General features: G+C 62.2%; 17 protein-coding genes and 1 other RNA gene. 7 read left to right on the top strand and 11 right to left on the bottom strand.

The genetic code is table 11. From position 1 onward, the window contains the following. Positions 1–65: 65 nt before the first annotated feature. Complete coding sequence (locus tag NKI61_RS19735) at positions 66–1,076, bottom strand: ligase-associated DNA damage response exonuclease (protein WP_352840343.1); 1,011 nt, start codon at positions 1,074–1,076, stop codon at positions 66–68. Positions 1,077–1,181: 105 nt separating this feature from the next. Between NKI61_RS19735 and NKI61_RS19730 the strand changes: the two genes are divergently transcribed. After that, positions 1,182–2,114 carry a class I SAM-dependent DNA methyltransferase gene (locus tag NKI61_RS19730; RefSeq protein ID WP_352840341.1) on the top strand — a complete coding sequence of 311 codons (933 nt, stop codon included), beginning with the start codon at positions 1,182–1,184 and terminating at the stop codon, positions 2,112–2,114. A 104-nt stretch (positions 2,115–2,218) separates the two neighbouring features. Beyond that, complete coding sequence (locus tag NKI61_RS19725; protein WP_352840339.1) at positions 2,219–2,575, top strand: hypothetical protein; 357 nt, start codon at positions 2,219–2,221, stop codon at positions 2,573–2,575. A gap of 12 nt (positions 2,576–2,587) precedes the next feature. Here the strand turns inward: NKI61_RS19725 and NKI61_RS19720 are convergent, their stop codons facing one another. The 7 genes from NKI61_RS19720 to NKI61_RS19690 form a co-directional block, all read right to left on the bottom strand. Continuing rightward, positions 2,588–3,529, bottom strand: a complete 942-nt coding sequence (locus tag NKI61_RS19720) for a 2-hydroxyacid dehydrogenase (protein ID WP_352840337.1) — start codon at positions 3,527–3,529, stop codon at positions 2,588–2,590. A gap of 19 nt (positions 3,530–3,548) precedes the next feature. Further along, positions 3,549–5,177 (bottom strand): ABC transporter ATP-binding protein, encoded by a 1,629-nt coding sequence (locus NKI61_RS19715; RefSeq protein ID WP_352840335.1) that lies wholly within the window; start codon positions 5,175–5,177, stop codon positions 3,549–3,551. Beyond that, entirely contained in the window at positions 5,174–6,313 is a 1,140-nt protein-coding gene (locus NKI61_RS19710) for an ABC transporter permease (RefSeq protein ID WP_023682037.1), read from the bottom strand. Before NKI61_RS19710 ends, NKI61_RS19715 begins: the two co-directional genes overlap by 4 nt. Continuing rightward, on the bottom strand, positions 6,313–7,410 hold the full coding sequence (locus NKI61_RS19705) for a microcin C ABC transporter permease YejB (protein ID WP_023669509.1): 1,098 nt from the start codon (positions 7,408–7,410) through the stop codon (positions 6,313–6,315). Before NKI61_RS19705 ends, NKI61_RS19710 begins: the two co-directional genes overlap by 1 nt. 174 nt (positions 7,411–7,584) lie before the next feature. Continuing rightward, a complete protein-coding gene (locus NKI61_RS19700; protein ID WP_352840333.1) occupies positions 7,585–9,453 on the bottom strand; it encodes an extracellular solute-binding protein in 1,869 nt (622 codons plus the stop codon). Beyond that, positions 9,453–11,330 (bottom strand): extracellular solute-binding protein, encoded by a 1,878-nt coding sequence (locus tag NKI61_RS19695; protein ID WP_352840331.1) that lies wholly within the window; start codon positions 11,328–11,330, stop codon positions 9,453–9,455. Before NKI61_RS19695 ends, NKI61_RS19700 begins: the two co-directional genes overlap by 1 nt. A 151-nt stretch (positions 11,331–11,481) precedes the next feature. Then, positions 11,482–12,147 carry a c-type cytochrome gene (locus NKI61_RS19690; RefSeq protein ID WP_023688767.1) on the bottom strand — a complete coding sequence of 222 codons (666 nt, stop codon included), beginning with the start codon at positions 12,145–12,147 and terminating at the stop codon, positions 11,482–11,484. A 193-nt stretch (positions 12,148–12,340) separates the two neighbouring features. Between NKI61_RS19690 and NKI61_RS19685 the strand changes: the two genes are divergently transcribed. Together NKI61_RS19685 and NKI61_RS19680 are read left to right on the top strand one after the other, a co-directional pair. Then, positions 12,341–13,066, top strand: a complete 726-nt coding sequence (locus NKI61_RS19685; RefSeq protein WP_352673677.1) for a 3-deoxy-manno-octulosonate cytidylyltransferase — start codon at positions 12,341–12,343, stop codon at positions 13,064–13,066. A 53-nt stretch (positions 13,067–13,119) separates the two neighbouring features. Further along, a complete protein-coding gene (locus NKI61_RS19680) occupies positions 13,120–13,983 on the top strand; it encodes a prephenate dehydratase (RefSeq protein WP_352518541.1) in 864 nt (287 codons plus the stop codon). A 7-nt stretch (positions 13,984–13,990) separates the two neighbouring features. On the opposite strand, the gene NKI61_RS19675 is transcribed toward NKI61_RS19680, so the two are convergent. From NKI61_RS19675 to NKI61_RS19665, 3 genes are all read right to left on the bottom strand, one after another. Then, positions 13,991–14,296 carry a Dabb family protein gene (locus tag NKI61_RS19675; RefSeq protein ID WP_023669515.1) on the bottom strand — a complete coding sequence of 102 codons (306 nt, stop codon included), beginning with the start codon at positions 14,294–14,296 and terminating at the stop codon, positions 13,991–13,993. A 75-nt stretch (positions 14,297–14,371) separates the two neighbouring features. Beyond that, a complete protein-coding gene (gene nudC / locus NKI61_RS19670) occupies positions 14,372–15,313 on the bottom strand; it encodes an NAD(+) diphosphatase (protein ID WP_023738168.1) in 942 nt (313 codons plus the stop codon). A 35-nt stretch (positions 15,314–15,348) separates the two neighbouring features. Beyond that, entirely contained in the window at positions 15,349–15,768 is a 420-nt protein-coding gene (locus NKI61_RS19665; protein WP_023682032.1) for an HIT domain-containing protein, read from the bottom strand. A gap of 157 nt (positions 15,769–15,925) precedes the next feature. On the opposite strand from NKI61_RS19665, the gene ffs reads away from it, so the two are divergent. The 3 genes from ffs to NKI61_RS19650 all read left to right on the top strand — a co-directional run bounded on the left by ffs (position 15,926) and on the right by NKI61_RS19650 (position 18,393). Next, positions 15,926–16,022, top strand: an RNA gene (gene ffs, locus NKI61_RS19660) — signal recognition particle sRNA small type. 204 nt (positions 16,023–16,226) lie between these two features. Next, positions 16,227–18,038 (top strand): DNA polymerase III subunit gamma/tau, encoded by a 1,812-nt coding sequence (locus NKI61_RS19655; RefSeq protein ID WP_352840328.1) that lies wholly within the window; start codon positions 16,227–16,229, stop codon positions 18,036–18,038. 31 nt (positions 18,039–18,069) lie between these two features. Beyond that, complete coding sequence (locus tag NKI61_RS19650) at positions 18,070–18,393, top strand: YbaB/EbfC family nucleoid-associated protein (protein WP_023682030.1); 324 nt, start codon at positions 18,070–18,072, stop codon at positions 18,391–18,393. Positions 18,394–18,570: the final 177 nt, after the last annotated feature.

The raw sequence follows: 18,570 nt of genomic DNA, 5'->3' as shown, positions 1-18,570 counted from the left end.
GCCGGCAGGCCAGAGGGGGGTGGGAAGGATCGCCGCGCCGGCGATTTCTGGATCAAAAATCACCATCAATCGCCCTCGTCCTCATAGCCCACAAGGTGCAGTGGCCTGGCGGCGATGCCTTCCAGCTCGCACCAGCGCACCAGCGCTTCCTCGCGGCCGTGCGTCACCCAGATTTCGCCGGCGCCCGTCTCCTTGACGGTAGCGGTCAGTTCATCCCAGTCGGCATGGTCGGAAATGATCAGCGGCAGTTCGACGCCGCCTTGCTTGGCGCGCTGGCGGATGCGCATCCAGCCCGAGGCGAAGCATGAGATCGGGTCGGGAAAGCGCCGCGCCCAGCGGTCGGCGAAGGCCGATGGAGGGCCGACAATGATGGCCCCAGTGAAATCCTGCTTGCCGCCGCTGTCGACGGTTGCCGGCTCCAGCGTGCCGAGGTCGATGCCCTGGCTCTGGTAATATTCGCTGAGCTTGGCCAGCGCGCCGTGGATATAGATCGGCCTGTCATAACCGGCATCGCGCAGCAGCCGCATCACCCGCTGTGCCTTGCCCAGCGCATAGGCGCCGACCAGATGCGATCGCTCGGGAAACTGCGCCGCCGATTTGAGCAGCCGGGCGATCTCCTCCGTGTCGGGCGGATGGTGAAACACCGGCAGGCCGAAGGTCGCCTCGGTGATGAACACATCGCATTGGACCGGTTCGAACCGTGCGCAGGTCGCGTCCTTCTGGCGCTTGTAGTCGCCGGAGGCGACGATGCGCCTGCCCTTGTGCTCGACCGCGATCTGCGCCGAGCCCGGCACATGGCCGGCCGGATGGAAGGTGACGCTGACATCGTTCAGCGCCATCGCTTCGCCAAGCACGGCCGCTTGCGTTGTCCCGGCAAAATCCTCGCCATAACGCAACCCCATAATGTCGAGCGTCTGCTGCGTCGCCAGCACCGAACGATGGCCGGATCGGGCATGGTCGGAATGGCCATGCGTGATCAACGCCCGGTCGACTGGCCGCACCGGGTCGATGAAGAAATCGCCGGATGGGCAATAAAGGCCTTCAGGCCGGGGATGAAGCAGTTCGCTGGCGCGCATCCACTCAAGATAGTGGCTAATTCCAGCGCGGGAAGCCTGTTGCAAGAGACTGCTGACTCGGCCTACAGCCAGCCACCGGCCGCATCAGCCGGCGGGGCCATCGCCATGCAACCGCTGAAAATCTCGTCCGGCGACCCGACCGCCGACCGTCGCGCCGACTATGCCGAGATGCTTTTCGGCTCGGGCGAGCACGCGGCAGCGGCGGAGCTGCTGCTCGGCGCGCTGGAGCTGGCGCCGCAATGGGCGGCGGGCTGGTTCCGTCTTGGCGAGATGCAGGAGACGGCCGAGCGGCTCGACGTGGCGGCTCAAGCCTGGGCGACGGCGCTGAAACTCGACCCGGCGGATCGCCTTGGCGCTGCGCTGAAGCTGCAACTCATCGGCAAAGCGCCGGCTGCCGCGGCGCCACCCAGCGCCTTCGTCGAAACGCTGTTCGACCACTATGCCGAAACTTTCGAAGATTCGCTGGTCGGCAAGCTCGGCTACCGGCTGCCGGAGTTTCTCGATCGCGCCATTCGAGCGGCAAGGGCGGGCCGCTTTTCGCTGGCGCTCGACCTTGGTTGCGGCACCGGTCTGATGGGCGAGAAACTGCGGCCGGTCGCCGAACGGCTGGAGGGCTACGACATCTCCGCCGCCATGCTGAAAAAGGCCCGCGCCAAAGGCGTCTACGATCTGCTCGCCAAGGCCGATCTGCAGGATTTCGCCTATGCCGGACCGAAAGCCGATCTGGTGGTGGCGGCCGACGTGTTCATCTATGTCGGCGCGCTCGATCGCGTGATGAAAACCGTCGCCGGCATTCTGGCCACCAATGGCCTGTTTGCCTTTTCCGTCGAAAAGCCAGCCAAGGGCGGGGCGGGCGGCGACGCCGGTTTCGCGCTGCAGCCGTCTCGTCGCTACGCCCATTCTCAAGCCTATGTCGAGCGGGTGCTTGCCGCAAACGGCCTGTCGGTGCTGTCGATGCAGCCGACCGTCATCCGCTGGGATCGCCGCCAGCCGGTCGGCGGGCTTGCCGCGCTGGCGGTGCCCTCGTCCAAGGGTTGATGTCTCGTCTTGTTCGAAAACGTGAATAGGATTTTTGCGGCTGGCGCGGCATCAGGTAGGATACAAGCCGAGAAAAGCCCTCGGCAGGCATTGAGGAGGAACACATGCGCTGGAACATGATGGTCTTGGCGTCCTGCCTAGCGATGGCCGGCTGCAGCAGCTCGATGTCGGAGCGGCAGGACCAGGACGTGCAATCGTCGCTGCAATATGACAACGTGCCTTGCGACCAGTTGCTGTCGCAGCGCAACGAACTGGCGCAGCAATACCATCTGTCGACGGACGCCAAGCCGAGCTTCTCCAATCCGGCGATGGGCTTCGGCCCGTTCACGCCGGATATGCGCTCCAAAAGCAAGCGCGACACCGACCTGGCAAGCGGCAAGGTCGACGCCATGAACCGCTCGATCGTCCGCCGCGACTGCGGCAAGCCCAACAAGCAGAAGAAGTTCAGTCTGCCGAGCTGAACCTGAACTTCCTCAGTACCCCGCCTTGCGGTCGACCACGTTATCGAGCTTTTCGCCGCGCTCGAAGCCATCCATCTGCCGCAACATGCTCGGCGCCAGGTGGACAGGGTCGGAGGTCGCCGCCGCGTGCGGCGTCACGAACACTTTCGGGTGGCTCCATAGCGGATTGGTCTTCGGCAGCGGCTCGACCTCGAACACGTCGAGGCTCGCCTCCTTCAGCGTGCCGTCGTCCAGCGCGCGCAATATGTCGGCGTCCTTCTGCAGCCGGCCGCGCCCGGCATTGATCAGCACCGAGCCGCCGAGGCCGTTTCGCTTGCGCAATTCCTTCAGCACGCCGTAATTGATGATGCCGTGCGTGTCCGGCGTCAGCGGCAACAGCACCACCAGTATGTCGGTGGCGTTGAGGAAGGGGATCAGCCCGGCCTCTCCGGCGTAGGTCGCAACGCCTTTCATGGCCTTGTCGCTCCGCGACCAGCCATTGACGGCAAAGCCGAGCGACAACAGCACCGACGCCGCCGCGCGGCCGAGATTGCCGAGCCCCATAATGCCGACCGAGATGTCGCCGGCCGGCCGCTGCGGCGGTTCGTGCCAGGTCTTCTTCGGCTGCTGGGCGCGGTAGAGCATGCCCTGGCGGTGATGGTCGAGCACCCGCCAGACGACATATTCGGTCATGTATTGGGTGAGGTTGTCGGCGACCACTTTGACGATCGGCACGTCGGGCAGGCCGGGATCGGCGAAGATGTGGTCGACGCCGGCGCCGATCGAGAAGATTGCGCGCAGATTGGGCAGCGACTTCAGCAGGTTCGGCTTCTGCTTCCACACCACCGCATAGGTGATCGACGGGTCCGAAGCGCCGTCCGGCTCCAGCACCACTTCGCGCTCGACCGACAGCAGCTCGCGCCAGCGCTGCGGATGAAAGCCGGTGACGGCAAGCAGGATTTTGCCTTTTTCCATTTGCGGATTGTATTCCCTGTTATTCGCTGACGATACCGACCGGCGCCGTCTCGATCTTGAACGCGGCCGAGATCAGCGCCTTCGTATAGTCGGTCTGCGGCCGCTCGAAAATCTGTTCGGAAGGGCCGGCTTCGACGATCTTGCCATTGCGCATGACGATGACGTCATTGGCAAGGGCGCGAATGACTTTCAGATCGTGGCTGATGAACAGATAGGCAAGGTCGTGCTTGGCCTGCAGATTGCGTAAGAGGTCGACCACTTGCGCCTGCACGCTCATGTCGAGCGCCGAGGTCGGTTCGTCCAGCATGACGAAGCGTGGATTGAGCACCATGGCGCGCGCAATGGCGACGCGCTGGCGCTGGCCGCCGGAGAATTCATGCGGATAGCGGTTCCTGGTCGCCGGATCGAGCCCGACCTCCTTCAGCACGGCGACGACCTTGTCGTCGCGTTGGTCGGGCGACAGCTTCGGCTCGTGGATCTTCAAGCCTTCCTCGATGATCTCCGAGACCGACATGCGCGGGCTGAGCGAGCCGAACGGGTCCTGGAAAACGATCTGCAACTCGCGGCGCAGCGGCCGCATGGCGTTGAAGGAAAGCTGGTTGATGTCGCTGCCATTGAACTGGATGGTGCCGGTCGATGAGATCATCCGCGCCAGCGCCAGCCCGAGCGTCGTCTTGCCGGAGCCGGATTCGCCGACGACGCCTAGCGTCTGGCCGGCGCGTACGGTGACGTCGATTCCGTCAACAGCCTTCACATTGTCGACGGTGGTGCGAAAGAAACCCTTTTTGATCGGGAACCAAACCTTGATGTCCTTGCCGGTCATAACCGGTTTGGCGGCGTCGTTGGCGGCCGGCGGCTTGCCCTTCGGCTCGGCGGCCAGGAGGTGCTTGGTATAAGCGTGCTGCGGGTTGGCGAAGATGTCCCTGGTCGGCCCGGTCTCGACGATCTTGCCTTTGGTCATCACGCAGACGCGGTCGGCGATCTTTCTGACAATGCCGAGATCATGGGTGATGAACAGCATTGACATGCCCTTGCGGCTCTTCAGCCCCGCCAGCAATTCGAGGATCTGCGCCTGGACAGTGACGTCGAGCGCCGTCGTCGGCTCGTCGGCGATCAGCAGTTCAGGCTCGTTGGCCAGCGCCATGGCGATCATGACGCGCTGCCGCTGGCCGCCGGACAATTGGTGCGGATAGGCGTCGAGCCGCTTTTCCGGTTCGCGAATGCCGACCTCGTTGAGCAGCGCCAGCGTGCGCGCCTTGGCCTGGCGGTCGCCCATGCCCTGATGCAGCGCCAGGATCTCGACGATCTGCTGCTCGATCGTGTGCAGCGGATTGAGCGAGGTCATCGGCTCCTGGAAGATCATGGTGATCTTGTTGCCGCGCACGCTGCGCAACTGCTTTTCGTTCATCGCCAAAAGGTCGGCGCCCTGGAACAGGATCTTGCCCGAGGGATGGCTGGCCGTCGGGTAGGGCAGAAGCTTCAGCACCGATAGCGCCGAGACCGATTTGCCGGAACCGGATTCGCCCACAAGCGCCACCGTCTCGCCCTTGGCGAGATCGAAGGAGATGTGGTCGACGGCGGTCGACTCGTTGCCGCCTTGGGTGAAGGCAACGCTGAGATCGCGGACGGAGAGCAGGAGTTCGCTCATCGGAACGCCTTGCGCGGGTCGAAAGCATCGCGCGTTGCTTCACCGATGAACACCAACAGCGACAGCATCAGCGAGATGACGATGAAGCCCGATATACCGAGCCAGGGGGCATTGAGGTTACTCTGCGCCTGTTTTAGCAGTTCGCCGAGCGACGCGGTGCCGGGCGGCAGCCCGAAGCCGAGATAGTCGAGCGAGGTCAGTGTCGAGATCGAGGCGCTGACCAGAAAAGGCATGAAGGTCAGCGTCGCCACCATGGCATTGGGCAGAAGATGGCGCAGCATGATGGTGCGGTTGGACACACCAAGCGCGCGGGCCGCGTTGACATATTCGAAGTTGCGCGCGCGCAGGAATTCGGCGCGCACCACGCTGACAAGCGACGTCCAGGAGAAGAGCAGCATCAGCCCAAGCAGGATGAAGAAGCCCGGCGGCAGGATGGCGGCGACGATCAGCAGCAGATACAGCAGCGGTATCGCCGACCAGATTTCTATGAAGCGTTGAAAGAGAAGGTCGGTCCAGCCGCCGAAATACCCTTGCAGCGCGCCGGCGGCGACGCCGATAACCGACGAACCCGCAGTCAGGATCAACCCGAACAGCACGGAAATCCTAAACCCGTAGATGATGCGCGCCAGCACGTCGCGCGCCTGGTCGTCGGTACCCAGCCAGTTCCAGTTGCCGACAATGCAGTCAGGATCGGCAGCGCCTTGCGGATATTGGCTGCATCGCCTCTGCGCGTCGTATTCCCATGACGGTTTTGCGGGAGCGGCGTCGGGGATCGCATTGTTGACGGTGCGGTAGGAATAGCGGATTGGCGGCCAGATCATCCAGCCATTGGCGTTGATCTCGTCGCGGATGACCGGGTCGCGATAGTCGGTGACGGCGTAGAAGCCGCCGAATTTTTCCTCTGGGTAGGCGACCGCCACCGGGAACAGGATCTCGCCTTTGTAGTAGGCGACGATCGGTCTGTCGTTGGCGATCAGTTCGGCAAACAGCGACAGCACGAACAGAGCGAGGAATATCCACAACGACCAGTAGCCGCGCCTGTTGGCCTTGAAGTTCTGCCAGCGCCGCTTGTTGAGCGGCGACAGCCAGGGGCGGGCGATCCTTGTCGGTGTGATCTCGGCTGCAGCCTGCGTCATCAGACGTCTCTCCGCTCGAAATCGATGCGCGGATCGACCCATGTGTAGATCAGGTCGGACAACAGTGTCACGAACAGGCCAAGCAGCGAAAATATATAGAGGTTGGCGAACACGACCGGATAGTCGCGCGCCAACACGGACCTGAAACCGAGCAGCCCGAGACCGTCGAGGGAAAAGATGTTCTCGATCAAAAGCGAGCCGGTGAAGAAGGCCGAGATGAAGGCCGCTGGAAAGCCGGCAATGACGATCAGCATTGCGTTGCGGAACACATGTCCGTAAAGCACCCGCCGCTCCGACAGGCCCTTGGCACGGGCCGTCACCACATACTGTTTGCGTATCTCTTCCAGGAAGGAGTTCTTGGTCAGCAGCGTCGTCGTCGCGAAGGCCGACAGCACCAGCGCCGTCAGCGGCAAGGTCATGTGCCAGAAATAATCGACGATCTTGTCGGGCCACGACAATTGGTCCCAATTGTCGGAGACGATGCCGCGCAGTGGGAACCAGTCCCAGAAGGAGCCGCCCGCGAACAGCACCATCAGCAATATGCCGAACAGGAAGGCCGGTATGGCATAGCCGACGATGATCACGCCGCTGGTCCAGACGTCGAAGGCGGAGCCGTCCTTGACCGCTTTGCGGATGCCAAGGGGGATCGAGATCAGATAGGACAACAGCGTGATCCACAGCCCAAGCGAGATCGACACCGGCATCTTCTCCAGGATCAGGTCAAGAACCGAGATGTCACGGAAATAGCTGTCGCCGAAATCGAAGCGGGCATAGTTCCACAGCATCATGCCGAAGCGTTCGAGCGGTGGTTTGTCGAAGCCGAATTGCTTTTCCAGCTTCTTGATGAATTCCGGATCGAGCCCTTGCGCGCCGCGATACTTCGAGCCGACGTCACCGGCCACATCGAAATTGCCGCCGCCTCCTGCATCGCCGCCGCCGCTGCCGAGGCGGTCGCTGCCGCCCTGATTGGTCAGGCTGGCGATGACCTGCTCGACCGGTCCACCCGGTGCGAATTGAGTGACGACGAAAGCAACCGCCATGATGCCGAACAGGGTCGGTATCATCAGCAGGATACGGCGCAGTATGTAGGCGCCCATCAGCTTTCACCCTCCCCCTTGTGGGGAGGGTCGATCCGCGAAGCGGAGCGGGGTGGGGGTAGTCTCGATCCGGCGTACGCCGTCACACCCCCACCCCGGTTCGCCATTCGCGCTGCGCACGAGGTGCTCACCGACCCTCCCCACGAGGGGGAGAGTAAAGTGCCGCGCAACAGCCTACCCTTTGCCAATTTTTGCCGCCTTGCCCTTGTCGACCCACCACAGCGCTTCGACCGGAAAGTCGAAATCGGGTTTCCGCTCGGGAAAACCGAACATGTCCCAATAGGCGCTTCGATGATTCGCCAAGAACCAACTTGGAATCCAATCCCGCCGTGCACGCAAGACCCGGTCGAGCGCGCGCATGGCAATTGTCAGGCCTTCGCGATCCTTGGCGGCGCCCGCGGCGTCAACCAGGGCGTCGATGGCCGGGCTCGACGTTCCCGGCAGATTGCGAGAGCCCGATACGGTAGCTGCTCGCGAATGGAAAATGGTTTCGAGGTCGTCACGGGTTGGCGTCGCCGGAAACGAGGCCGCGACCGAGACGAGGTCGTAGTCGAACGAATTCTGCCGCAGCTGATATTGCGCGGCATCCACCAGCCGGATCGAGGCATCGATGCCGACCGCCTTCATGTTTTCGACCCAGGGCGAGTAGACCTGTTCGAAGACTTCGTCGTCGACAAGAAACTCTGCGGACAACCGACCACCCTTGTCGTTCACGACGAAATTGCCGGACCGTTTCCAGCCGGCCTCGGCCAGAAGCTTGGCCGCCTTGCCAAGCAACTGCCGGTCGCGGCCGGAGCCGTTCGACGCGTCCTGGACCACGGCTTCGCCAAAAGCCTCGGCGGGAATCTGCTCACGCAGCGGCTCAAGAAGAGCCAATTCTTGTGGCGACGGTCTGCCCTCGGCGCGAAATTCGGATTTCTCGAAGCAGGATTGCGAGCGCTCATAGGAACCGTAGAAGAAATTGCGCCGCGTCCATTCGAAGTCGAAGCACAGCCCGATCGCCTGCCGCACGCGCGAGTCGCGAAACTGCTCGCGCCGCTGGTTGACGGCGGTGCCCTGCATCGAAGGCACCGTTTCGGCCGGGAATTCGTGCTTCACCACCTTGCCGGCAGTGAACGCGGGGAAGTCGTAGCCGGTCGCCCAGACGCGCGAGGTGAATTCCTCCCTGTAGAGGATTTCTCCCTTCTTGAACGCTTCGAAGGCAACGCTACGGTCCTGATAGAACTCAACGCGGATCCGCTGAAAATTGTTCTGGCCGCGATTGACCGGCAGGTCGTTGCCCCAATAATCAGCCACACGCTCATATTCGATCCAGGCCCCTGCCGACCAGCGACCGACCTTGTAGGCGGCTGACCCCAACGGCGGGTTCATCTGCGAGGAATCGAACGGGTTGGTCGTGTAGAACGCCTTCGACAGGACCGGGAACTCGACGACGTTGAGGATGGTGCGGCTTGTCTGCTTGCCGGAAAACCTAAGCTGCAGCGTGTGGGCATCCACGGCAATCGCGTCATCCAGATGCGTTAGCGGCAGGGAATAGTACGGGTGCCCCTTGTCCTTGAGCAGCTTGAAGGTGAAGGCGGCATCCTCTGCCGTCAATGGCGTCCTGTCATGGAAGCGGGCCTGCGGGCGCAGCGAGAAGGTGAAGTCGTTGCGGTCGTCGGAAATCGTCACGCCGTCAGCGATCAGCCCGTAAAGGGCGTCAGGTTCGTCGTACGCTCTCACCATCAGTGAATCGAGGCACATCTCCGTGCGCTGGGGCGAATCGCCTTTGGGAACGAACGAATTCAGCGTGTTGAAGGTCAGCGGCGTCTGGTTGGCAAGCCAGTTGCGCGGCAGGAAGTTGAAGACGCCACCTTGCGGCGCATCGACATTGACATAGTCGAAATGAGTGAAGTCCGGCTTGTATTTGAGGTCGCCGAAAGCCGACAGTCCATGCAGTTTCACGCCGGTTGGGCTGGCGGCGAAAGCCTTGCCCGGCAGCAGCGCAGCAACGGCCGCGGCGCCACTGAGGGCCAGGAAATCGCGGCGAGGGAGCCCCGCCATCAATTGCTGCCCTTGTACTTGGCGGCCAGGACCTTTTCCTTGTCCGCATCGATCCACCAGGAATCGATATCGGCGCCACGGTAGCCGGGCTGCTTTTCCGGGATGCCGAACTTGTTCCAGTAAGCCAGCCACACAACGGCGCGATAGTATTGCGGCACCACATAGTAATTCCACAGCAGCACGCGGTCGAGCGCATGGGTGGTGGCGACGAGGTCATCGCGATCCGTGGCAAAAATGATGCGGTCGACAAGGACGTCAACGACCGGGTTCTTGATGCCGGAATAATTGCGCGATGCCGGTGTGTCGGCGGCCTTGGAGCTCCAGAAATCGCGCTGCTCGTTGCCGGGCGATTCCGACTGTTGGAGCTGTCCTGTGATGACGTCGTAATCGAAATTTCTGACGCGGTTGGTGTACTGGCTCGGGTCGACGATGCGCAGTGTCGCATCGACGCCGATCTTGCGCAGATTGGCGATCCAAGGGCTGGAAATGACCTGGTCGGTTTCATTCGAGCCTAGGATTTCAAACTTGAATGGCTCGCCGGTCTTGGCGTTGACCATCTTGCCGCCCTTGATCACCCAGCCGGCCTGGGCGAACAGGTCGACCGCCTGCTTCAGATATTTGCGCTCCGCCTGCGGCGAATCGTAGACCGGCAACTTGAATTCCTGGGTGAATACTTCCGGCGGCAGCTTGTCGCGGTACTTCTCCAGGATCTCCAATTCCTTGCCTTGCGGCAAGCCGCTGGAGGCTAGGTCCGTGCCCTGGAAATAGCTGTGGGTGCGAGTGTTGAAACCGAAGAACAGCGTGCGGTTCATCGATTCGAAATCGAACGGGTAGGTGAGCGCGGCCCTGACCAGACGATCGGCAAACAACCTATGTCTCTGGTTGAGCATGAAAGCCTGCATCGGCTCGGGCGAGGTGGTCTTGAACTCCTGCTTGATCACATCGCCGGCCTTGATCGCCGCGAAATCATAAAATGTCGCCCAGCGCTTCGAGCTGTTTTCCGGCTTGATATCGTCGAGGCCACCTTTCTTGAACGCCTCCCAGGAGGCGTTGTCGTCAAGAATGTAGGTAAAGTGCTGCGTGTCGAAATTCTCCCGACCGATTTTCACAGCCAGCTTGGCGCCCCAATAGTCGGGGACGCGCTGCCAGACGATTTCCGACCCCGCCTTGAAGCTGGCGATCTTGTAGGCAGCCGAGCCCAGCGGCGGCTCCAGCGTCCCCTTGGTGATGTCGCGTTTCTTGCCATTGGCGTCGGTGCCTTCCCACCAATGCTTGGGCAGCACGACAAGGTCGCCGAGGATCTTGGGCAGTTCGCGATTGCCCTTCTGGTCGAAGTGGAACTCGACCTCACGGTCCGAGACAGCGACTGCGTCGGCGACGTTTTCGAAATAGCGGCTGTACATCGGGCTGTTGGCCTTCAGCACCTGGAACGACCAGATCACGTCGTCAGTGGTGATCGGCTGTCCGTCATGCCATTTCGCCCGTGGGTCGAGCCGGTAGGTGGCCGAGGAATAGTCGGTCGGGTACTTGTAGGCATCGGCGATGAGCGGGTGGCTGACGCTGCCTTCGTCAGTCGCCTGATCCATCAGCGTGTCGTAGAGCAGGCCGCCGCCAAATGGCTGCAGGCCGGCCGCCGGCGATCCCTGAACGATATAGGGATTGAAGCTGTCGAACGTGCCGGAAACGACCGAATTGTAGGTACCGCCCTTCGGTGCATCCGGATTCACATAATCGTAGCGCTGGAAATTCTCGCCATACTTGGAGGGGCCGATCAGCGAAGAGGTGGTGTGCCATTCCTGGGGGAAGGCTGCCTGCAGGCCGCCTGCGAGGGCGCCCACAACCAGAAAGGACCTCAGAAGCGTTCGGCCAACCGTCATGCGTTCTCCTCTTCGCGATGCCCGGCAATCCTAAATGATTTGACGCCGGTGAAAACCGCCACGCGGCGGCTTTGTCGCCGCATATGCGATTTTCCTAACAAAAAGCCGGGCTGAACCCGGCTTTTTTGAGATCATGGAGATGACAATTCGGTTATTTGGCGGGCGCCGGTGCCGGCGTCGCAGGGGCTGGAGCTGCACCTTCAGCCGGCTTGGCCGGAGCAGCACCCTCGGCCGGCTTGCCCGGCGCGGTTGCATCAGCGGCGGCACCTGGCGTCGGCAGCGGCTTTGGGCTGTCCGACAGCGTTCGCAGATAGGCGATGACGTTGGCGCGGTCCTCGTCCTTTGGCAGGCCGGCAAAGCCCATCGCCGTGCCCTTCACGAATTTCTTCGGCGAGGTGATGAAGTGGTTGAGGTTGTCATAGGTCCACTTCTCGGCGCCGCCCTTGGAAAACTCCTTCATGCCGGCCGAATAGGCAAAGCCCTCATGCTCGGCGACGGGGCGGTCGACGATGTCCCAGAGATCCGGGCCGACCTTGTTGGGGCCGCCTTTTTCGCCGGAATGGCAGGCCTGGCATTTCTTGAAGACGGCCGCACCTTGCTCGACATTGGCGGTGGCTAAAAGGTCGGCGATCGGCTTGGCCTCTGCCGCGGGTCCGGCGGCGCCGCCTTCGGCAGGCTCCGTCGCCTCGATGGCAAAGCCGGGTTTTTCCGGCGCCGGCGAGGCAAACAGGGCGTCGGACACCAAACCGACCGAGAAGACGACGAAACAGGTTCCAAGCAACCCGGCGAGCAGTTTGTTGACTTCGTTGGAATCCATACGCCCCAGGGCTCCCTTTTCCGGCGGACCTCTCCGTCCACTCCGTCCGTCGGTATCGTGACCCACCCCGTCGAGCCGGTCAAATCGGGCGGAAACTAGGTCTTTTGCTTGGGCGTTGCAACACCTATAAGGGCGCTTCCAGTGAGACCTTTTGCCACTTTCCCCATCCTCTTTCGAACGCCTTGCAACCTCGATGTCCACGCTCATCCTGATCCCGGCCCGCATGGCCTCGACGCGCCTGCCGGGCAAGCCGCTGGCCGACATAGCCGGCGCGCCGATGATCGTCCATGTCGCCCGCCGTGCCGCTGAGGCTGGGCTTGGCCGGGTGGTGGTGGCAACCGACACGCGCAACGTGGCCGAAGCGGTGCGCGCGCACGGTTTCGAGGCGGTGATGACGCGCACCGACCACGAATCCGGCTCCGACCGTATCTTCGAGGCGCTGACCGCGCTCGACCCCGATCGCAAGGTCGAAACCATCGTCAATGTGCAGGGCGACCTGCCGACCATCGATCCCAAGATCATCGGTGCGGCGCTGAAACCGTTCGAGGACGCTGCGGTCGACATCGCCACGCTCGGCGTCGAGATCGTCCGCGACGAGGAAAAGGCCAACCCCAACGTCGTCAAGATCGTCGGTTCGCCGTTGTCGGCGACGCGGCTGAAGGCGCTCTATTTCACCCGCGCCACCGCGCCCTGGGGCGAGGGGCCGCTCTATCACCATGTCGGCCTCTACGCCTATCGGCGCTCAGCCCTCGAACGCTTCGTCGCTTTGAAGCCGTCGCGGCTGGAGCGGCGCGAGCGGCTGGAGCAGTTGCGGGCGCTGGAGGCCGGTATGCGCATCGATGCCGAGATCGTGCAATCGCTGCCGCTCGGCGTCGACACGCCGGAAGACCTCGAACGCGCCAGACAAATTCTTTGCTGAGAAGATAAATTCTTTCCTGACACCGCAGATCCTTTCAAACCTGAGATATCGGCATGCCTGACAAGACCGACAGAATAGCCTTCCAGGGCGAACCGGGCGCCAATTCCGACACCGCCAGCCGCAACATGTTCCCCTCGATGGAGCCGTTGCCGTGCCCGACCTTCGAGGACGCCTTCAACGCGGTCGAGACCAACAAGGCCGACCTCGCCATGATCCCGATCGAAAACACCATCGCCGGCCGCGTCGCCGACATCCATCATCTGTTGCCGGAATCGAAACTCCACATCGTCGGCGAATATTTCCTGCCGATCCATTTCCAGCTGATGGTGCTGCCCGGCGTTAAACGCGAAGAGATCAAGACCGTGCACAGCCATATCCATGCGCTGGGACAGTGCCGCAAATACATCCGCAAGAATGGTTGGAAGCCGGTGATTGCCGGCGACACGGCGGGTTCGGCGAAGCTGGTCTCCGAGCTCAAGGACCGCAGCATGGCCTCGCTGGCGCCTGCGCTCGCCGCAGAACTCTATGGCCTCGACATCATCGAGAAGAATGTCGAGGACACGGACTCGAATGTCACCCGCTTCGTCGTCCTGACCAAGGACAAGCGGTTGGCCGAACGGCCCTCGGCCGACACCAAGATGATGACGACCTTCATGTTCCGTGTCCGCAACGTGCCGGCTGCTCTCTACAAGGCAATGGGCGGTTTCGCCACCAACGGCGTCAACATGACGAAGCTGGAGAGCTATCAACTGGGCGCCTTCACCGCGACGCTGTTCTACGCCGATATCGAGGGCCATCCCGACGATCCACTGGTCAAGCTGGCGCTGGACGAACTGCGCTTCTTCTCGCGCGAAGTGCGCATTCTGGGTGTCTATCCCGCCAGCGAGTCGCGCGAGCAGTGGAAGGTCGCGGACTAAGGTTCCCCTAAACCAGCAGGGTCAGCGGCACATAGTCGATTTCCATGAAGGTTTCGACTTCCGGGATCCAGCGGTCGCGCACGAAGGCAACGTGGTCGGGATGCTCGTTATATCTGGTGTAGGCGGCCTGATCGACGAACTCCATCGAGAAGCCGAAGTGATAGTCGTTCTTCGGGCTGACTTGCCGCAGCGGCTCGAAATGGGTGACGCCCTTGATTGCGCTGAGAATGCGCTTGGCATCGGAGAGGAACCGCTTTTCCTCCAGCGAGTACTGCGGGTGCTTCAGGGTGAAAACCACGGTGTGACGGATCATTTTTTGCTCCCGTTAAGCAATTCCAGGAAAAGTGTGAAGCGGTTTTCCGTCCGGAATTGCGTAAAATAACAAGTCTTATTCGCTGTCGACCCAGGCGCGGATCAGATGATGCGCGATCGCGCCTTTCGGCGGCGTGACCAGATTGTCCTTGTGCGTCCTCTCCAGCATGGAACGCACCTCGTCGCGAAAAAACCAGCGGCAATCTTCCAACTCGTTGAGATCGGCCTGGATGTCGTCATTGAGCGGTTCGCCGAAACAGCCGATCATCAGCGAATAGGGGAACGGCCAGGGTTGGCTGGCATGGTAGACGACGCGGCCGAGCCGGATGCCGGCTTCCTCCAGCGTTTCGCGGCGCACCGCCGCCTCGATCGTCTCGCCCGGCTCGATGAAACCGGCAAGCGCCGAGTACATGCCGGGCCCGAAATGCCGGCCGCGGCCGAGCAGGCATTTTTCCCGCGTCGCCGTCAGCATAATCGCCACCGGATCGGTGCGTGGAAAGTGCTCGGTGCCGCAATTTGGGCAATGGCGCTTGTAGCCGCCGGCCCGCATTTGCGATTCATGGCCGCATTTGCTGCAGAAGCGATGGGTGGCATGCCAGGCAAGCAGGGCGGCGCCTTGCGCCAGCGCGCCCGCTGCCGCCTCGTCGATCAGCCCCTGCATATAGACCGAGCGATAATCGATCGCCTTCATGGTCTCCGGCAGCTGTTCGGGATCGAGGCCGACCGGCACGGCAAGGACCGGGCCGCTCTCGGCAAAGCCAAGCAGCACGCCTTGTGCGAGTGATGGCTGCAGCTTCTGGCTCTCAGCCAGATCGAACCAAGGGTCGAAGCTGCCATCGTGCAATTTCAGATACAGCCGTCCGCCATGCATCGGCAGAAGACGTGCCGAGGGATCGGCCAACGCCCTTTCGACGGAATCGTCGGCGCGGTTCTCGGATTGCCGATCAATCGTGTTTCCGGCGAAGCCGACGAACTGGCTCGGTTCGCGCAAGGGCGCGTCAAAAAGGCGAAAGGTCATGGAAGCTCGAACGTCTAGGGATGGACACAGGCGGCTTATAGCGCCGCCTTGATCTGTTGCGCAAATTGGCGGATGCCTGAACGCTCATAGGGCTCGCGCATGCCGTGCCCCCACACCGGCCCCGGCCAGCCCGGATCGCCTTCCGAGCGGGCGATGACGTGGACATGCAATTGCCGAACGATGTTGCCGAGCGCGCCGGTGTTGATCTTGGTGCAGCCCGTGGTTCTTTTCAGCGCCTGCGCCACCATGTTGGTTTCGAAGGTCAACATCGCCTGGTCGAGCGGCGTCATGTCGTGGATTTCTTCGGCCCCCGGCCGCTGCGGCACCAGGACCAGCCATGGCCAGCGGCTATCGTTCATCACCCTGAGCTCGCACAGGCCGAGCCACATCAGCTGCTCGCTATCCGCCTCCAGCCTGGAGTCGAGCGTGAATCCGGCCTTGAGGCCCGGTAGCATTGGCGTTTCCCTTGCGCTTCTCGCATTATTCCCAAACTCATGACGCTAGAGCGGCTGCACGGGGGCTGCAAGCGATTCATTGAGCGGCGGAGTTCACGGGCATCCGATTCTCAATGCACCCTTGCATTTGATCGCTGAATTGCCGATATGGAACGCGGGAGGTTGGTGGTGGACGATCCACTCGCCAACCGGGTCAGGTCCGGAAGGAAGCAGCCCTAACGAGCCCGGAACGGGTCATTGTTCCAGCCTCCCACCTCATCGGCCCCTCTCGCGACATTGACGACGCATTGCAGCGCGGGCGAGACTATTGGAGCAATTCCAGGGAAAGTGTGAGCGGTTTCCCGTCCGGAATTGCGTTAAAGCAAAGGGTAGAGCGGTTTGCCGTTTCAGAAAACGGTGAAACGATCTAGCAGGAATCGGCTACGCTGAGACGCGGCCTTTTGGAGCTTTACGGGCGAATGAGCGAAGCCGGAAATTCGGACCCCAAAAACCTGGAGAAGCAAAAGGCCGTCGCCTATCGCGTGCTGGCGCGCAAATATCGTCCGTCGAATTTCTCCGAACTGATCGGCCAGGAGCCGATGGTCCGCACTTTGACCAACGCTTTCTCCACAGGCCGCATCGCCCAGGCCTGGATGCTGACCGGCGTGCGCGGCGTCGGTAAGACCACGACGGCGCGCATCCTGGCACGGGCGCTCAACTACAAGACGCCGACGGTCGACCATCCCTCGGTCGACCTCGCCTTCCTGGGCGAGCACTGCCAGGCGATCATGGAAGGCCGCCATGTCGACGTCATCGAGATGGACGCCGCGTCGCATACCGGCATCGACGACATCAGGGACATTATCGAGCGCGTGCGCTATGCCCCGGTGTCGGCGCGCTACAAAGTCTACATCATCGACGAAGTGCACATGCTCTCCACCCAGGCCTTCAACGGCCTGTTGAAGACGCTGGAAGAACCGCCGCCGCACGTCAAATTCATCTTTGCCACCACCGAAATCCGCAAAGTGCCGATCACCGTGCTGTCGCGCTGCCAGCGTTTCGACCTGAGACGCATCGATGCCGGCGCACTGGTCGCGCACCTCTCCTCGATTGCCGGCAAGGAAGGCATATCGGTCGACGACGACGCGCTGGCGATGATCGCGCGCGCCGCCGAAGGCTCGGCCCGCGATTCGCTCTCCATCCTCGACCAGGCGATCGCCCATGGCGGCGGCGCCGTCAGCGCCGAAGCGGTGCGCGCCATGCTGGGTCTCGCCGACCGCGCCCGCATCGTCGACCTGTTCGAACATGTCATGAAGGGCGATGTGGCGGCCGCCCTTGCCGAATTCCGCAACCAGTACGACACCGGCGCCGATCCGACTGCCGTGCTGACCGATCTGGCCGAATTCAACCACCTCGTCACCCGGCTGCGCTTCGTGCCGACGGCTGCCGACGACGCTTCCCTGTCCGAGGATGAGCGCCGCCGCGGCGCCGACTTCGCCAGCACGCTGTCGGTCAAGGTTCTGTCGCGAACCTGGCAGATGCTCTTGAAAGGCATTCCCGAGGTGCAGTCATCCAACCGACCGGTCAGCGCCGGCGAGATGGTGCTGATCCGGCTGGCGCATGCCGCCGACCTGCCGACGCTGGACGAGGCGCTGAAATCTCTAGAGAGCGGCGCTCCGGCGTCCGGTGGTGTTTCACGCCCGAATGGTGCGCCGGTAAATGCCGGCAATGGCGGCGGCGCCAGCGCGGTAGCGCAGACCCGGATGCCGTCCGGGCCAGCCGGTGCGCAAACCATGCGATTGGTCGACGCGCCCCCGGTCGCCTTTGTCGCGCCTCCGCAGCCGGTCGTCGAGCCGCAATCGCCGCCGCTGAAATCGCTGGCCGATATTGTCGCTCTTGCCGACGCGCAGCGTGACATCGCCTTCAAGGTGCTGGTCAAGAGCTGTATTCGCCTGGTGCGCATCGAGCCCGGCCGTATCGACGTCGGCCTGACCGCCGATGCGCCCAAGATGCTGCTCAACGACTTGACGACGAAGCTGCGGGCCTGGACCGGCCGCAACTGGCTGGTGTCATTGTCGAAGGAAGAGGGCGGCCAGACGTTAGCCGAGATGGAATCGACCAGGCGCGAGACCGCTTTCTCCGACGCGAAAAGCGATCCGGCGGTGGCCGCCATCCTCGCGCGCTTTCCCGGCGCCAAGATCATCGACGTGCGCATTCCCGACGCGCCGGAAGTCGACACCGACAAGGCCGAAGCGCCGGTCGAGCCGCCGTCCGACGACGACGAAACCTGACCATAGCCACGAATCCGCAAAGGACCCGACCATGAAAGATCTTCTCAGCCTGATGGGCAAGGCGAAGGAAATGCAGGCCAAGTTCCAGGCCATGCAGGACGAGATCGCGACGATTGAAGCAAGCGGGCAGGCGGGCGGCGGGCTGGTCAATGTCACGCTGACCGGCAAGTTCGAAATGAAGTCGCTGAAGATCGATCCGTCGCTGTTCAAGGAGGACGAGGTCGAGATTCTCGAAGACCTGCTGCTGGCCGCTCACAATGACGCCAAAAATAAGGTCGAGCAGATTATGCAGGAGAAGACCAAGGCGCTGACGGCAGGCTTGCCGATCCCGCCCGGAATGAAATTGCCGTTCTGAGCCGGCTCCAACCAGTTAATTGATTATGAAGGGAAATCGGCTGCGGAGGCTGTTGTTAAGACTTTCTCCGGCTTTGCTCACGCGGACATATCCGGGCATTTATAAAGTTTTACCTATGCTGCACGAAAGCTAATCCTTTAGCCATCTTTTTGCCTTTAAGAGTCTCATTCTTGCCAC

Source organism: Mesorhizobium sp. M0514 (assembly GCF_040321145.1).
Lineage (GTDB): Bacteria > Pseudomonadota > Alphaproteobacteria > Rhizobiales > Rhizobiaceae > Mesorhizobium.
Note: the sequence above shows the minus strand (reverse complement) of the source record. Positions and strands in the feature narration are given on the sequence as shown.

What these genes read in the sequence shown, in the direction of transcription:
- NKI61_RS19735 (WP_352840343.1), bottom strand. Translation starts at nt 1,076, where the DNA reads ATGCGCGCCAGCGAACTGCTTCATCCCCGGCCTGAAGGCCTTTATTGC.
- NKI61_RS19730 (WP_352840341.1), top strand. Translation starts at nt 1,182, where the DNA reads ATGCAACCGCTGAAAATCTCGTCCGGCGACCCGACCGCCGACCGTCGC.
- NKI61_RS19725 (WP_352840339.1), top strand. Translation starts at nt 2,219, where the DNA reads ATGCGCTGGAACATGATGGTCTTGGCGTCCTGCCTAGCGATGGCCGGC.
- NKI61_RS19720 (WP_352840337.1), bottom strand. Translation starts at nt 3,529, where the DNA reads ATGGAAAAAGGCAAAATCCTGCTTGCCGTCACCGGCTTTCATCCGCAG.
- NKI61_RS19715 (WP_352840335.1), bottom strand. Translation starts at nt 5,177, where the DNA reads ATGAGCGAACTCCTGCTCTCCGTCCGCGATCTCAGCGTTGCCTTCACC.
- NKI61_RS19710 (WP_023682037.1), bottom strand. Translation starts at nt 6,313, where the DNA reads ATGACGCAGGCTGCAGCCGAGATCACACCGACAAGGATCGCCCGCCCC.
- NKI61_RS19705 (WP_023669509.1), bottom strand. Translation starts at nt 7,410, where the DNA reads ATGGGCGCCTACATACTGCGCCGTATCCTGCTGATGATACCGACCCTG.
- NKI61_RS19700 (WP_352840333.1), bottom strand. Translation starts at nt 9,453, where the DNA reads ATGGCGGGGCTCCCTCGCCGCGATTTCCTGGCCCTCAGTGGCGCCGCG.
- NKI61_RS19695 (WP_352840331.1), bottom strand. Translation starts at nt 11,330, where the DNA reads ATGACGGTTGGCCGAACGCTTCTGAGGTCCTTTCTGGTTGTGGGCGCC.
- NKI61_RS19690 (WP_023688767.1), bottom strand. Translation starts at nt 12,147, where the DNA reads ATGGATTCCAACGAAGTCAACAAACTGCTCGCCGGGTTGCTTGGAACC.
- NKI61_RS19685 (WP_352673677.1), top strand. Translation starts at nt 12,341, where the DNA reads ATGTCCACGCTCATCCTGATCCCGGCCCGCATGGCCTCGACGCGCCTG.
- NKI61_RS19680 (WP_352518541.1), top strand. Translation starts at nt 13,120, where the DNA reads ATGCCTGACAAGACCGACAGAATAGCCTTCCAGGGCGAACCGGGCGCC.
- NKI61_RS19675 (WP_023669515.1), bottom strand. Translation starts at nt 14,296, where the DNA reads ATGATCCGTCACACCGTGGTTTTCACCCTGAAGCACCCGCAGTACTCG.
- nudC (WP_023738168.1), bottom strand. Translation starts at nt 15,313, where the DNA reads ATGACCTTTCGCCTTTTTGACGCGCCCTTGCGCGAACCGAGCCAGTTC.
- NKI61_RS19665 (WP_023682032.1), bottom strand. Translation starts at nt 15,768, where the DNA reads ATGCTACCGGGCCTCAAGGCCGGATTCACGCTCGACTCCAGGCTGGAG.
- NKI61_RS19655 (WP_352840328.1), top strand. Translation starts at nt 16,227, where the DNA reads ATGAGCGAAGCCGGAAATTCGGACCCCAAAAACCTGGAGAAGCAAAAG.
- NKI61_RS19650 (WP_023682030.1), top strand. Translation starts at nt 18,070, where the DNA reads ATGAAAGATCTTCTCAGCCTGATGGGCAAGGCGAAGGAAATGCAGGCC.